At 44.2% G+C, this 14,225-nt stretch carries 14 protein-coding genes and 1 other RNA gene; 9 read left to right on the top strand and 6 right to left on the bottom strand.

Going from position 1 to position 14,225, the window contains the following annotated elements; genetic code table 11:
* Positions 1-248: 248 nt before the first annotated feature.
* The 5 genes from epd (at position 249) to A142_RS13865 (ending at position 6,072) form a co-directional block, all read left to right on the top strand.
* Entirely contained in the window at positions 249-1,298 is a 1,050-nt protein-coding gene (gene epd / locus A142_RS13845; protein ID WP_032545610.1) for an erythrose-4-phosphate dehydrogenase, read from the top strand.
* A gap of 166 nt (positions 1,299-1,464) precedes the next feature.
* A complete protein-coding gene (locus tag A142_RS13850; RefSeq protein ID WP_017068708.1) occupies positions 1,465-2,628 on the top strand; it encodes a phosphoglycerate kinase in 1,164 nt (387 codons plus the stop codon).
* Positions 2,629-2,783: 155 nt separating this feature from the next.
* Positions 2,784-3,860: a class II fructose-bisphosphate aldolase gene (gene fbaA / locus A142_RS13855; protein ID WP_019826255.1), complete on the top strand. Its 1,077-nt coding sequence runs from the start codon at positions 2,784-2,786 to the stop codon at positions 3,858-3,860.
* A gap of 377 nt (positions 3,861-4,237) precedes the next feature.
* Positions 4,238-5,104 carry a small-conductance mechanosensitive channel MscS gene (gene mscS, locus A142_RS13860; RefSeq protein WP_029405712.1) on the top strand — a complete coding sequence of 289 codons (867 nt, stop codon included), beginning with the start codon at positions 4,238-4,240 and terminating at the stop codon, positions 5,102-5,104.
* Between the two features lie 446 nt (positions 5,105-5,550).
* A complete protein-coding gene (locus A142_RS13865) occupies positions 5,551-6,072 on the top strand; it encodes a TetR/AcrR family transcriptional regulator (RefSeq protein WP_019826261.1) in 522 nt (173 codons plus the stop codon).
* Between the two features lie 66 nt (positions 6,073-6,138).
* On the opposite strand, the gene A142_RS13870 is transcribed toward A142_RS13865, so the two are convergent.
* The gene (locus A142_RS13870; protein WP_017629563.1) at positions 6,139-6,768 is read right to left on the bottom strand and encodes a LysE/ArgO family amino acid transporter; all 630 of its coding nucleotides are present in this window, start codon (positions 6,766-6,768) and stop codon (positions 6,139-6,141) included.
* A 142-nt stretch (positions 6,769-6,910) separates the two neighbouring features.
* On the opposite strand from A142_RS13870, the gene A142_RS13875 reads away from it, so the two are divergent.
* Together A142_RS13875 and A142_RS13880 are read left to right on the top strand one after the other, a co-directional pair.
* Positions 6,911-7,807, top strand: coding sequence for a LysR family transcriptional regulator ArgP (locus tag A142_RS13875; RefSeq protein ID WP_029405713.1), 897 nt, complete (start codon positions 6,911-6,913; stop codon positions 7,805-7,807).
* 111 nt (positions 7,808-7,918) lie between these two features.
* Complete coding sequence (locus A142_RS13880; RefSeq protein ID WP_019826265.1) at positions 7,919-8,632, top strand: oxidative stress defense protein; 714 nt, start codon at positions 7,919-7,921, stop codon at positions 8,630-8,632.
* A 116-nt stretch (positions 8,633-8,748) separates the two neighbouring features.
* Here the strand turns inward: A142_RS13880 and serA are convergent, their stop codons facing one another.
* The 5 genes from serA to zapA form a co-directional block, all read right to left on the bottom strand.
* Positions 8,749-9,978 carry a phosphoglycerate dehydrogenase gene (gene serA, locus A142_RS13885; protein WP_019826267.1) on the bottom strand — a complete coding sequence of 410 codons (1,230 nt, stop codon included), beginning with the start codon at positions 9,976-9,978 and terminating at the stop codon, positions 8,749-8,751.
* A 261-nt stretch (positions 9,979-10,239) separates the two neighbouring features.
* Positions 10,240-10,896 (bottom strand): ribose-5-phosphate isomerase RpiA, encoded by a 657-nt coding sequence (rpiA, locus tag A142_RS13890; RefSeq protein ID WP_017629565.1) that lies wholly within the window; start codon positions 10,894-10,896, stop codon positions 10,240-10,242.
* A gap of 124 nt (positions 10,897-11,020) precedes the next feature.
* Complete coding sequence (locus tag A142_RS13895) at positions 11,021-11,620, bottom strand: 5-formyltetrahydrofolate cyclo-ligase (protein ID WP_019826269.1); 600 nt, start codon at positions 11,618-11,620, stop codon at positions 11,021-11,023.
* Positions 11,621-11,626: 6 nt separating this feature from the next.
* Positions 11,627-11,809, bottom strand: a non-coding RNA gene (ssrS, locus tag A142_RS13900) — 6S RNA.
* An 11-nt stretch (positions 11,810-11,820) separates the two neighbouring features.
* The gene (gene zapA / locus A142_RS13905) at positions 11,821-12,129 is read right to left on the bottom strand and encodes a cell division protein ZapA (RefSeq protein WP_004735366.1); all 309 of its coding nucleotides are present in this window, start codon (positions 12,127-12,129) and stop codon (positions 11,821-11,823) included.
* A 308-nt stretch (positions 12,130-12,437) separates the two neighbouring features.
* On the opposite strand from zapA, the gene A142_RS13910 reads away from it, so the two are divergent.
* A complete protein-coding gene (locus tag A142_RS13910) occupies positions 12,438-13,013 on the top strand; it encodes a YecA family protein (RefSeq protein ID WP_019826273.1) in 576 nt (191 codons plus the stop codon).
* A gap of 23 nt (positions 13,014-13,036) precedes the next feature.
* Positions 13,037-14,215: a 2-octaprenyl-6-methoxyphenyl hydroxylase gene (gene ubiH / locus A142_RS13915; RefSeq protein WP_019826274.1), complete on the top strand. Its 1,179-nt coding sequence runs from the start codon at positions 13,037-13,039 to the stop codon at positions 14,213-14,215.
* The last annotated feature ends 10 nt before the right edge of the window (positions 14,216-14,225 follow it).

A 14,225-nucleotide genomic window follows, 5' to 3' on the forward strand; every position in this document is an offset into this window, starting at 1 on the left:
TGTAGTAAACACAGCGAAAGAGCTTCTTGCTTAATCATTGACTGATGGCCTTGTGCTAACAGTTAAATGAAGGAAAAAACCGAGCGCTGAGCTCGGTTTTTTGTATCTGGGATTTGTTTTCTCCTAGACTCATCTTTAGAAGTAGCAGATCAACCTGTCCTAAGTAGACTGAGGTATTCAAGTAATGCCTTTTGGGTAGGATTCAGTTATCATCTGTTGCACGAAATTTTGGTTAGATGTACGGAACTATGCTAAAAGTCGCGATAAATGGATTTGGACGAATAGGGCGTAATGTATTGCGCGCTGTCTATGAAAGTGGCAAAAGCCAACAAATCAAAGTGGTAGCTGTCAATGAGCTTGCTCAGCCTGACGCTATGGCTCACCTATTGCAGTACGACACCAGTCACGGCCGCTTCGGTAAGAAGATCTCCAACGACCAAGAGCACATCTATGTCCATCATGGCATTGGTGCGGAAGATAAAGGTGACTTCGACACGATTCGTATCTTGCACCTTGCTGATATCGAGTTGTTGCCTTGGCGTGACCTTGAGGTGGATATTGTACTCGATTGTACCGGTGTTTACGGTTGCCGAGCTGACGGCCTAGCGCATATTGCTGCTGGGGCGAAAAAGGTGCTGTTTTCACATCCTGGTGCGAACGACCTTGATAACACCATTATCTATGGCGTGAATCACGACACCATCGAGGCCGACCATCGAATCGTTTCCAACGGTTCATGCACCACCAACTGTATTGTTCCTATCATTAAGGTTCTTGATGACGCCTTTGGCATCGAGTCCGGTACCATCACAACGATTCACTCTTCAATGAATGATCAGCAAGTGATTGATGCGTACCACAGCGACCTTCGCCGTACTCGAGCTGCGAGCCAATCCATCATTCCCGTCGATACCAAATTGCATAAAGGTATTGAAAGAATCTTCCCGAAATTTTCTAACAAGTTCGAAGCGATATCTGTGCGTGTACCAACGGTAAACGTAACAGCGATGGATTTAAGTGTCACAATTAATACAAATGTGAAAGTTAATGACGTAAATCAAACCATTGTTAATGCGTCCCAGTGTACATTACACAATATAGTTGACTATACTGAAGCGCCGCTCGTTTCCATCGACTTTAATCACGATCCCCATAGCGCAATCGTTGATGGTTCACAAACTCGAGTGAGCAACGGCCACTTAGTAAAAATGCTAGTGTGGTGTGACAATGAATGGGGCTTTGCGAACCGAATGCTGGATACGGTTCTTGCAATGCAAGCTTCTGAAGGCAAGAAGTAAGACCTAGAAGCAAATGTGCGGATTATTTATTTTTTAGCTTGAAATAAATACTAAGTGTCCACATATTACTAGTAGTTGAAAAATTACCAGTTGAATAATTTATAGGCTTAGCAGGGTTGCTGAGTTTCCAAAACTTTATTTTTATTTAAATTTGAGAGGACAAATCATGTCTGTGATCAAGATGACTGACCTGGAACTTGCAGGTAAACGCGTATTTATCCGTGCTGACCTAAACGTACCAGTAAAAGACGGTAAAGTAACTTCAGATGCACGTATCCTAGCATCTCTACCAACTATCAAGCTTTGCCTAGAAGCTGGTGCAAAAGTAATGGTTACTTCTCACCTTGGTCGTCCTACTGAAGGCGAATACAACGAAGAGTTCTCTCTAGCTCCTGTAGTTAACTACCTAAACGACGCACTAGATTGCGAAGTTAAACTAGCTAAAGATTACCTAAACGGCCTAGAGCTAAACGCTGGTGAACTGGTTGTTCTTGAAAACGTTCGTTTCAACGAAGGTGAGAAGAAGAACGAAGAAGCACTTTCTAAGCAGTACGCTGCGCTATGTGACATCTTCGTGATGGACGCATTCGGTACAGCTCACCGTGCACAAGCATCTACTCACGGTGTTGGTACTCACGCTCCTGTAGCATGTGCTGGTCCTCTTCTTGCTGCTGAGCTTGAAGCTCTTGGCAAAGCAATGGATAACCCAGAGCGTCCGCTAGTTGCTATCGTTGGTGGTTCTAAAGTATCGACTAAGCTAACAGTTCTTGAGTCTCTATCTAAAATCGCTGACCAACTTGTTGTTGGTGGTGGTATCGCGAACACATTCATCGCTGCTGAAGGCCACAACGTAGGTAAGTCTCTATACGAAGCTGACCTAGTTGAAACGGCTCAGAAGCTAATGAAAGAGTGTGCTATCCCAGTAGCGACTGACGTTGCATGTGCTAAAGCATTCGACGAAAACGCAGAAGCTGAAATCAAGCACGTTTCTGAAGTTCAAGATGACGACATGATCTTCGACCTTGGTCCAGATTCAACTGCGGCACTAGCTGAAATTATCGGCAACGCTAAAACTATCCTTTGGAATGGCCCTGTAGGCGTATTCGAATTCAAGAACTTCGAAGCGGGTACAGCTGGTATCTCTAAAGCAATCGCTGAGTCTGCAGGTTTCTCTGTAGCAGGCGGTGGTGACACGCTAGCTGCTATCGACAAGTTCGGTATCAAAGCTGATGTTTCTTACATCTCTACTGGCGGTGGCGCTTTCCTTGAATTCGTTGAAGGTAAAGTACTTCCTGCAGTAGCAATGCTTGAAGAGCGTGCTAAAGCATAATTGATTTAGAAAGGCGAGATGTGAATCTCGCCTTTTAACGTTTGCTGCATATCACATTTTTTTGCTAGAATGGCGCAAGTTGTGAGCAAACGATTGCAAGTTTTTGAACTTAAGTTTTTTAATCTTAAAACGATAGAATAAATAGGACTATTTCCATGTCTAAGATCTTCGATTTTGTAAAACCTGGTGTAATTTCTGGCGATGACGTACAGAAAGTATTTGAAATCGCAAAAGAGAACAAGTTTGCACTTCCTGCTGTAAACGTTGTTAACACTGATTCAATCAACGGTGTTCTAGAAGCAGCAGCTAAAGTTAAAGCTCCTGTTGTTGTTCAGTTCTCTAACGGCGGTGCTGGTTTCTTCGCTGGTAAAGGCGTTAAACTTGAAGGTCAAGGCGCACAAATCCTTGGTGCTGTTGCTGGTGCAAAATACGTACACGCTGTTGCTGAGTCTTACGGTGTTCCAGTTATCCTGCACACTGACCACGCTGCTAAGAAACTTCTTCCATGGATCGACGGTTTACTAGACGCTGGTGAAGAGTTCTTCGCACAAACTGGTAAGCCTCTTTTCTCTTCTCACATGATCGATCTTTCTGAAGAGTCTCTAGAAGAGAACATCGAAACATGTGCTAAGTACCTAGAGCGCATGGCTAAAATGAACATGACGCTAGAAATCGAACTAGGTTGTACTGGTGGTGAAGAAGACGGCGTTGATAACTCTGATATGGACGCATCTGAGCTTTACACTTCTCCTGAAGATGTAGCTTACGCTTACGAAGTTCTAAACGCAGTTAGCCCTCGTTTCACTATTGCGGCTTCTTTCGGTAACGTACACGGTGTTTACCAAGCTGGTAACGTTGTACTTACTCCAACTATCCTACGTGACTCTCAAGCATACTGTGCAGAGAAGTTCGGTATCGCACCTAACGCTCTAAACTTCGTATTCCACGGTGGTTCTGGTTCTTCTGAAGAAGAAATCCAAGAGTCTATCGGCTACGGTGTTATCAAAATGAACATCGATACTGATACACAGTGGGCAACTTGGGACGGTATCCGTACTTACTCAGCTGAAAACTTCGATTACCTACAAGGCCAAATCGGTAACCCTAAAGGCGAAGACCAACCAAACAAGAAGTTCTACGATCCACGCGTATGGCTACGTGCTGGTCAAGCTTCAATGGTTACTCGTCTTGAGAAAGCATTTGCTGACCTTAACGCTATCGACGTACTATAATTCTTTGAATTAAGTACTCTTTAAGTTTTAAAAACCCGCTCATTGAGCGGGTTTTTTTATGTCTGATAAAAACTTGTATTAATTATGTGAAAAACCTAGCGTGCGGTGAATAAATTTCGTAGTCTTTTAGTTATCGGTATTTGTGTTTATCAGTAAGTTTTATTATTTCAAAAGCTTACATAAATATGACTTTGCAATCTGTCAAAGATAGGATATCGTGCCGAAAAACTGGACTTGGTTCAGTTTATAAAAAAGGACTTGGCTTTAATTTACTTTTAACACAATGACTTAACAGGAATTAAACTGTTTGCTTTGTGTTTGGTAGATTTGGCTTAAGGCAGTTTAGCTCATAGCATATTACATAGAGGATGCACATTATGGCTGAGAGTTCTACAACGATTGAGACCCCGCTTGTGGATGGTCTTTCAAATGCAGAACAATGGTTAACGGATAACTCAGATTTGTTTATTCAATACGGTGTAAACATTATTTCTGCGCTCGTTATTCTATTTATTGGTAACTTAATCGTTAAAGCAGTAGCGAATAGCGTGTCTAAGGTTCTTCAGAAGAAGAAAATGGACCGAGCGGTTATCGAGTTTATCCATGGCTTAGTTCGTTACTTGTTATTTGTTATTGTTCTAATTGCAGCTCTTGGTCGCTTAGGTGTTCAAACAGCATCTGTCGTTGCTGTAATTGGTGCAGCTGGTTTAGCTATCGGTCTGGCTCTACAAGGCTCACTATCTAACTTTGCTGCTGGTGTACTTATCGTTGCGTTCCGTCCATTTAAGTCTGGTGACTACGTGGAAATCGGTGGTGTAGCGGGGTCAGTTGATTCAATTCAAATCTTCCAAACTGTTCTAACAACACCTGACAACAAAATGGTTGTGGTACCAAACGGCAGCGTTATCGGTAGCCCAATCACGAACTACTCACGTCATGATACACGTCGTATCGACCTAATGATCGGTGTTTCTTACGGTGCTGATCTACAAAAGACCAAAGAACTTCTGACTAAGATCTGTGAATCTGATGAGCGCGTGTTGAAAGAACCTGGCGTTCAAGTGGGTGTTCACACACTTGCTGACTCTTCAGTTAACTTCGTGGTTCGTCCATGGGTTAGCACTGCAGAGTACTGGAATGTTTACTTCGACCTGATGCAAGCAATCAAAGAAGGCTTGGATAAAGAAGGTATCGAAATTCCATTCCCGCAAATGGATGTACACATGAATAAAGTAGAAGCTTAATTTCTAGTTAGTTTTTATAACTATAAGCTTTTATAAGGAAAGGCGGATAACTTAGGTTGTCCGCCTTTTTTGTTGTTTTCAATATGATTCCTCTTACTCGTTAGTTGTTGTTACTGCTTCGCTTCTTTTCTTTGTATATCCCTATTTCGCGTTCTACTCGACGTTGGCCATAACGATGTTTTCAGCATCGTATACAAGGGCTTTCTTACTTCTTGTCCTCCCAAAATAGCCAATAAACATAAACCGCCAGGAATTAGAATCATCATCAGTAGTGGTCGAAGTAGGTAAGAGAAGCAAAAGATCGTGGGCAGAAAAATAAGCACTTGTCCTAATCGGTTTAATAAATTCATCATGTCCGTATCTCCAAATTAAAATGAGCGCGCTCAATTTGTCAAATTAGAGCACTAAGAGTATGATCAAGCTTGATTTGAGAAGGGTGTATTTTCGTGAGTAAGAGAGAGATAACGAAACAGAAGATCTTAGCGTCTGCTTGGAAGTTGTTTGGGGAAAATGGTTATGACAACACCACAACTCGACAGATCGCTCGTCATGCGGGTGTGGCAGATGGCACGGTGTTTAGTCATTTTGAAACCAAGCTGACGATCCTTCGAGAAGGGATGCTATCGCAGTTGGAAAAGATTGGTCAGGAGGTGTTAGCGGCAGAGCAAGATAAATGTGCTGTGGATGTCGGTATCTCGCTGATTGAACACTACTACCGCTATTATTTTGATAATGTTGAGTTAAGTCGAGCGTTACTCAAAGAGGTCATTTGGGATCTAGACTATTACCGCACCTTTGATCAGGCATTGTTTCAGACGATTTATGTCGATGCATCTATTTCTGAAAAAATGCCATTGATTATGGATAGCTATTTCATGACCTTAATAAATCACTTGAGCCAACCTGAACCAAGCCTTGAAGCTGCGTTGAGTGAACTGAACAGTAAAATTCGAGTCATTTTAGCGTAACTCATTATATGAATGAGTTACTAATGTCATCTCTGGCTTGGTTGGTAACCTCTGTTCTTTAAGTGATTACCAGTATTGCTCAATCAGTCCATTGGTAAGCACTGCAGCAATTGCGAACATCATGGTTGCTACTGCGATATCAATGCCTTTCTTAACATTCGGTTTAGATAGTGTTGGACCTAGCTTTGCTGCGCCCAATGACAAAGAATAAAACCAGACGAACGAAGCCAAGATGGTCCCCATAGCAAACGCAATTCTGTCGTTACCTTCAAACTGCCCGCCAATCGATCCAAGAATCACCACGGTATCCAAATAGAGGTGTGGGTTTAATACTGTCACCGCCAAGGCGCCCAAAATAACGGTGCGCTTACCACGAGCCAGTATCTCTCCTTTTGACTCCTCGCTAGAGGGCGCTTTAAAGGCGCTGCGCAGTGATAACAAACCATACACGGTTAGAAAAGCGATGCCGCCTAATGTCACCGAGGTGAGTAGCAATTCATTTTGTGACAAAATTGCACCGCCACCAAAGATACCCAATGAGATAAACAGGGTATCGAGCAGGCTACAGATTGTCGCGGTGGTTAAATGGTGGTTGCGCTTTATCCCTTGATTTAGGACGTACGCATTCTGAGCGCCAATAGGGATAATCATGCTTGCCCCTAGACCAAAACCTTGTAATAAAACCCAAAAACTCATTTTAACCTCCACTTATTTAACGATATTTACGTGCTATATGGCGAAGATACTCCGACCCTTTAAATAAGTATAATTAATGATTTTAATCTATTATTAGAGTTGCTAATGTGTAGTTGAGTTAGCTTAAAAAGGAAGCAAATTGATGCGTGGATTGGATTATAAGTGGATAGAAGCACTGGATGCAGTGGTGAAACAACGTAGCTTTGAAAGGGCTGCGGAGCAGTTATATATCTCCCAGTCTGCGGTGTCTCAACGCATCAAACAGCTAGAAAAGTGGTTAGCTCAGCCTGCTTTAGTGAGAGAAAACCCGCCTAGGCCAACCCCTGCGGGGAAAAAGTTATTGGGTTTGTATCGCCGTGTTCGTTTGTTAGAGCATGAACTGGTGCCTGAGTTGATGAATGAAGATAGTGCGCAACCCTTATCAATCTCTATCGCTACCAATGCAGATAGTTTAGCGACATGGTTGTTGCCTGCATTATCGGATGTGATGAAGTCTCGCCAAGTGGAACTGAACCTCGCGATTCATGGTGAGGCGAGAACCATTGATAAGATTAAAAGCGGTGAGGTGGCTGGTGCGATCAGTTTAGAGTCTCAAGCGATCCCCGGTTGCAGTGCTGACTATCTTGGCAGGATGGATTATGTGTGTGTGGCGAGCCCTGACTTCCATCAGCGATATTTTTCTGAAGGCGTAAACTACGCCACATTAAGCAAGGCACCAGCGGTTTCTTATGACCAATACGATGATCTGCATAAGAAGTTTCTGCATGACCATTTTAATGTACCAAGGGACAGCGTGATCAATCACACGGTCGGCAGCTCAGAGGCATTTGTGCGTTTAGCGTTGTCAGGTGTGGCCTATTGCTTGATCCCTCGATTGCAGATCATCGATGAGCTAGAGTCCGGTGCGTTGATTGATATTACGCCCGGCTTTTTGTTGTCTTATCGCATCTATTGGCACCACTGGCAGCTAGAAAGTGGGGTACTCAAAGAGATATCTCAAGCGATATTAGGTTTTGCTCACAATCACTTGCCTCAGTAAGCTGTTGATTTTTTCAGCGTCAAAGTTCTGTTAGAAGTGCGTGCTCTGGATTGGCTAAACGATAAATTGCTCTATGATGAAAGTACATTTGTTTAGCATAGGTCATACCTAATGAAGCTTGTACCAAAGATGTTAGCAACGTCTCTTACTCTTACTGCGGCGTTGAGTGCTGTGAGTTTTCCATCATTGGCAGACTCTCCATCCTTCCCGCATATTTCAACGACGGGCTACGGTGAAGTGATCGCGACACCAGATATGGCGACATTCTCTGTGAGAGTCGTGGAATCGACGATGACTGCTGAACAAGCTAAGAATACCGTTGATAAAGTGGTGACTGGCTTCCTCAATAAACTGCATCAAGCCGGTGTTGAAGAGGCGAGTGTACACAGCTCTAACCTGTACCTATCTCCTCAATATCACTATCCAAAAGATGGCAAACCAGAATTGGTCGGCTACCGAGCTTCACGTAATGTGACTGTTCAAGTGAACGAGCTAGCTAATCTTAATGAGTACATGGATATTGCGATTGGAGAAGGCATTAATCAGATCGACAACATTCAGCTTCAAGTTCGTGATCAAGCTAAGTATCAAGAGCAAGCGCGCTTAGAAGCCATCAAGGATGCGCGCTCGAAAGCGAAATCATTAGCGAGTGGTTTTGAGCGTGAGCTAGGTGATGTTTGGCGTGTTGATTACAACGCACAATCTTCTCAGCCTGTGTTAATGCGTTCAATGGCGATGGATGCGAGAACAGAGTCGAACTCTTATGAAGACTCAACGATCACCATTCGCGATCGTGTTAATGTGATCTACCAGATCGAAGAATAAGATAGCGCGATAGAGGCTTTTGGATCATGGTGATCTAATTACCTACGATAGGCCAAATACTAAAAAGGCTCTCATAATGAGAGCCTTTTTGTTTTTACTAATATCAAGTTCGATGATTAGTGAAGTAGACGAGCACGGATTGTGCCTTCGATCTCTTTCAGTTTTAGCAGTGCTTCTTGTGAACGATCCGCTTCTACATCGATAACTACATAACCCATATCAGCCGCAGTCTGTAGATACTGACCCGCGATGTTGATGCCTTCTTCAGCGAAGATGGTGTTGATCTGCGTTAGGATACCTGGGCGGTTTTCGTGAATGTGCAGCAAACGAGACGTGCCCATGTGTAGTGGTAGAGATACTTCTGGGAAGTTAACACTTGATAGCGTAGAGCCGTTATCTGAGTATTTCGCTAGCTTGCCAGCCACTTCAACACCGATGTTCTCTTGCGCTTCCTGAGTTGAACCACCTACGTGAGGTGTCAGAATCACGTTGTCGAACTGCATCAATGGTGACTCAAATGGGTCAGCATTGGTTTTTGGTTCAGTTGGGAAAACGTCGATCGCTGCACCTGCAAGGTGACCAGAATCTAGAGCGCCACACAGAGCTGGAATGTCTACCACTGTGCCACGTGCTGCGTTGATAAAGATAGAGCCAGGCTTCATGCGCTCGAACTCTTCTTTACCCATCATGTTCTTAGTTTCGTTGGTTTCAGGGACGTGCAAAGAGATCACATCACACTTATTCAACAGTTCGGTCATGGTATGAACTTGCGTTGCATTACCTAAAGACAGCTTGTTTTCGATATCGTAGAAGTAAACGCGCATACCAAGGTTTTCCGCAATAATACCCAGTTGAGTACCAATGTGACCGTAACCAATAATACCTAAACGCTTACCACGAGCTTCGTAAGAGTTGTCTGCACTCTTTTTCCAAATACCACGGTGCGCAAGAGCGTTCTTTTCTGGAATGCCACGAAGTAGCAATAGAACCTGACCAAGAACTAGCTCAGCAACACTTCGAGTGTTTGAGAATGGTGCGTTGAACACAGGGATGCCGCGCTTTGCTGCCGCTTGAAGGTTGACTTGGTTAGTACCAATACAGAAACAACCAACTGCAACCAGTTTTTCAGCCGCATCAATCACTTCTTGGGAGATGTTTGTGCGAGAACGGATACCAATGAAGTGAGCATCTTTAACTGCTTCAAGAAGTTCATCTTCCGGTAGCGAGCCTTTGTGGTACTCAATATTTGTGTAACCAGCAGCTTGCAGTACTTCTACAGAAGAAGGGTGAAGACCTTCTAGAAGTAGAATTTTTATTTTTTCTTTTTCCAGTGAAACTTTGGCCATTGTTCTCGTCCTTAAAATGGAAAGGTTGGGCAAATGCGGCGCACGTGCTACAAAATGGCTGAAAGGGGAACAAATTCACCACTTTGTTAGGAGACAAACGTTTTCCCTGTGCGTCTTCTGAACAATAAAGTAACAAAAAAAAAATGTTTTGGGTAAGAAAATTACGGAATAAGACATAATTTTACAGGTATAAAGCAAAAAAAACGGCGCCCTTGGGCACCGTATGTAATGAAGTAACAGAAAAACTCAATCTTCTATTATTTATTCTTCGATTTTTGCACCTTCTGGCGTGCCAGTGATAACCACATCAGCACCACGGTGAGCGAACAGACCAACCGTTACCACACCAGCAATACCATTGATGATATCTTCTAGTTGTTTCGGGTTTTCGATCGCCATGCCGTACACGTCTAGGATCATGTTGCCGTTATCGGTTGTGCAACCTTCGCGGTAAACCGGGTCACCACCAAGCTTTACTAGTTCACGTGCAACGTATGAACGCGCCATTGGAATCACTTCAACAGGTAGTGGGAATTTACCCAACACATCAACTGCTTTAGTGCCGTCAACAATACACACAAACTTATCAGAGATAGCCGCTACGATTTTTTCACGAGTCAGAGCAGCACCGCCGCCTTTGATCATGTCGCGAGTTGGGTTGATTTCATCTGCGCCATCAACATAGATGTCTAGCTTAGCGACATCGTTACACTCATACACTTTGATCTCTAGCTCTTCTAGTCGTTGCGTTGAAGCAACAGAGCTTGAAACCGCACCTTTGATTTTGTCTTTCATTGTGCCTAGTGCGTCGATGAAGTGATTTACTGTAGAGCCAGTACCTACACCTACAATGCTGCCTTCTTCAACATATTGAAGTGCTGCCCAGCCAGCTGCTTTTTTCATTTCATCTTGAGTCATGCCATTCTCCTGAATAAGGTCTTGCGCTTTGAATTGATCGTTTGCGTAATGATGAAGTTAACGTTTAGATATTGAGTTAACGTTTCTATATCGAGGTTAACGTTTGCGGCGCGATTATAGCGCTTTAATGGTTGTTTTCCCATTGCCAAGTTTTACTCGGAGTCACGATTTGAGGTAACGGAATGTCCCAACCTTCAATTGGTAAGCGATCGACATGTTGGCAATCGTGAGCAAGGCCAATAGGTGTTGCGCCATTGCCCGTCTCGAACCACTTCGCCAAGGTGCGATCGTAATATCCGCCGCCCATGCCTAAGCGATGCCCTTGAGAGTCAAAGCCGACAAGGGGCGTAAGAATAAGGTCGAGTTGCTGGCAAGGTTTAACCAGCATCTGATTGAGCTGAGGTTCGACAATACCGTATTTATTCAAGACCGTCGGTGTTGTTGGCGAGTAGTGCAGAAACAGCAAGTGTCCGGCAGAGAAGGGGTGCAATACTGGTAAATAGGTTTGCTTACCTTGCGCCCATAACCATTCGATTAAAGGCTGGGTATCGAGTTCGCCATCAATGGAAATATAAAGAGCGATATGCTGAGCAGACTGAATCTCATTGAGTTGAGAACACTGCTTAACTAAGTCTATACCGGATTGAGTTTGTTGGTCGCCAGATAAGGCATTGCGCTTGATACGGATCTGTTTGCGAAATTCGCTGCGTGTGAGCGTCTTCATAAGAAGGGATACCCCAAAGTGCCGTTGAGAATAGATGGCCCTTGAACCAGCGAGTTCAAGGCGGATCAGCAATGATTACCGTAGGCTTCTCGGCGGACCGAGCATGCTCAATAGCACTCAAGTACTAACCCTTAGGGATTGCTTATCGGCTCGGGGACGTGAATCCTCTGACAAACACTCCAGGGTAAATTTTGTGTACGCTATTGCTGTCCGTGCTTAACTTTACTGAGGACATCTGAAAGTGATGTCGTGAGCTGTTCCATTCGCTCGGTCAGTGCGTTTTGTTCGTCGTTTGCTTCAAACTTCTTGGTTTGTAGCTCATAACAAATATTCAGAGCTGCGATCGTTAGCAGCTTCACTTCATTGGTTACCTTAGTACGTTCAGCCATCTCTTTCAATCGATTATCAAGATCGGCCGCCGCTGCAATCAATGACTCTTCTTGCCCTGGTGGACAATTCACTCGAGTCAGTTTTCCTAATATTTCAACGTCTACCGCTTGATTACTCATGATGGATGAACTCTTTAACGCGCTATTTTAAGGCTGTTGCCCTTCGCCATTTTTTGAGAAAGAAAAAGTGCAAGTACCGATGAGGAAGCAATCTCCTCTGAGGGAGAAACTATAGGTAAACCGCTATTAAGATTCAAGCTTTTCAGAGTGACTGTTTGTAAATGAGAGCTTGAGCACACAGTAATTCAGCAAATTGAACAATTGATAGTCAGTCATCCTTCAATTGCTGGGGATCGATGCTTACCAGAATTGGGGTGAAGTGGTACGATTATACTATCGATATAAAGAATAACTGAGCGAGCTATCTGATGAGCGAAACTACTTTACCTGACTACCTAACGGTTGCGACTGAACTTCAATCGGCAAGTCTAGCCGTAACCCCTGCTGAGATGCATGGTTTATTAACGGGTATGTTAAGCGGAGGCTTAAACCTTGCAGATAAAAGCTGGCAACCACTGATCTTCGATTACACCAATGAAGGTATGGGCTGGCCAGATCGCGCGCTAACGCTAGCGGAAGCAACACTAAAAGTCACAACCAGTGAAATCACAGGCTCAGGCATGGAACTGTCTATGTTACTGCCAGATGAAGATGCAAGCGCGAGCGTGTTTGATCTTGCTGATGGTGTGTCTGATTGGATTAACCATTTCATCTCTGGATTAGGTCTTGTTGGCGCTCAATTGAACAAAGCATCTGAAGGTACGAAAGAAGCATTGGCTGATCTTGAAGAGATGGCGAAGCTAGGCATTGACGAAGAAGATGATCTGGAAGAGCAAGCACAACTTCTAGAACACGTTATTGAGCACGTAAAAGCGTGTGCATTAACGATTCATGCTGAATTTGGTGCTCGCCCATCTGAAGATGCGGCGCCAACCATTCACTAATCGTTTGTCGGTTTGAGGTTATGATGGCTCAATATGATGTTGTAATTGCTGGTGGCGCAATGGCGGGGGCAACTCTGGCTCTTGCTTTGAATCACCTAAGCCAAGGTTCGTTGTCGATTGCGGTCGTTGAGCCTTATCAGGTTGATCATCAAGCTCACCCTGGGTTTGATTCTCGTTCGATCGCTTTGTCTTACGGCACGGTACAGATCCTTGACTCTCTGCACTTGTGGCAATCTATTGCTCCTGTCGCGACCCCGATTAAAGATATTCATGTATCAGATCGTGGGCATGCTGGAATGACGGATATCTACAGTGAAGAACTGGCTGTAGATGCGCTTGGCTATGTGGTCGAGTTAGCAGATGTAGGTCGAATCTATCAGCAGAAGCTGGAATCAGAAGCGGCAATTACGATGCTGTGTCCGGACTCGGTAGCGAAAATTGAGCGCAGTGAGTCACTGACGACTATCGAACTCAACAGTGGGCAAACCATAACGACTAAGTTACTGGTTGCGGCTGACGGTGCAATCTCAACCTGTTGTCAGCAACTCAATATCCCACTGAATGAACATGACTTTGAACAGGTTGCTATGATTGCCAATATCGTGGCGAGCGAACCCCATCAAGGTCGCGCATTTGAGCGTTTTACCCATCATGGGCCAGTCGCTCTATTGCCGATGAGTGATAACCGTTTGTCTCTGGTTTGGTGTTTACCGCCGGAGCAAGTCGATAAAGTTATGGCTTTTAACGACGACGAATTCCTTGAGCAGCTTCAGAGCGATTTTGGTTGGCGACTTGGCCGATTAGAGAAAGTCGGCAAGCGTGCGAGCTATCCACTGATTCTTCGTCACCGACAGCAAAATATCTCTCATCGATTTGCCATTGTTGGTAATGCTGCTCAAACGCTTCACCCCATTGCGGGGCAAGGCTTTAACCTAGGTATCCGAGACGTGGCTTCCTTGGCAGAAGAGTTGTGTACTCAGTTGGATGATGTGGGTCGTTACCGTGGTCTTGTTAACTTTAGAAAACGTAGAGAACAAGATAGAGACGCAACGATCACGTTGACTTCAAGCCTAGTTCACCTGTTCTCAAACGATTTTATGACCGCTCGCATTGGGCGTAATCTTGGGTTAGCCGTAATAGATAACCTTCCACCACTTAAAGGTCCACTTTTGCGTCATACGCTTGGCCTAGTAGAAAGATAAGGTAATAAAT

This window comes from Vibrio splendidus 12E03 (genome assembly GCF_000272105.2).
GTDB classification, from domain to species: Bacteria; Pseudomonadota; Gammaproteobacteria; order Enterobacterales; family Vibrionaceae; genus Vibrio; species Vibrio splendidus_I.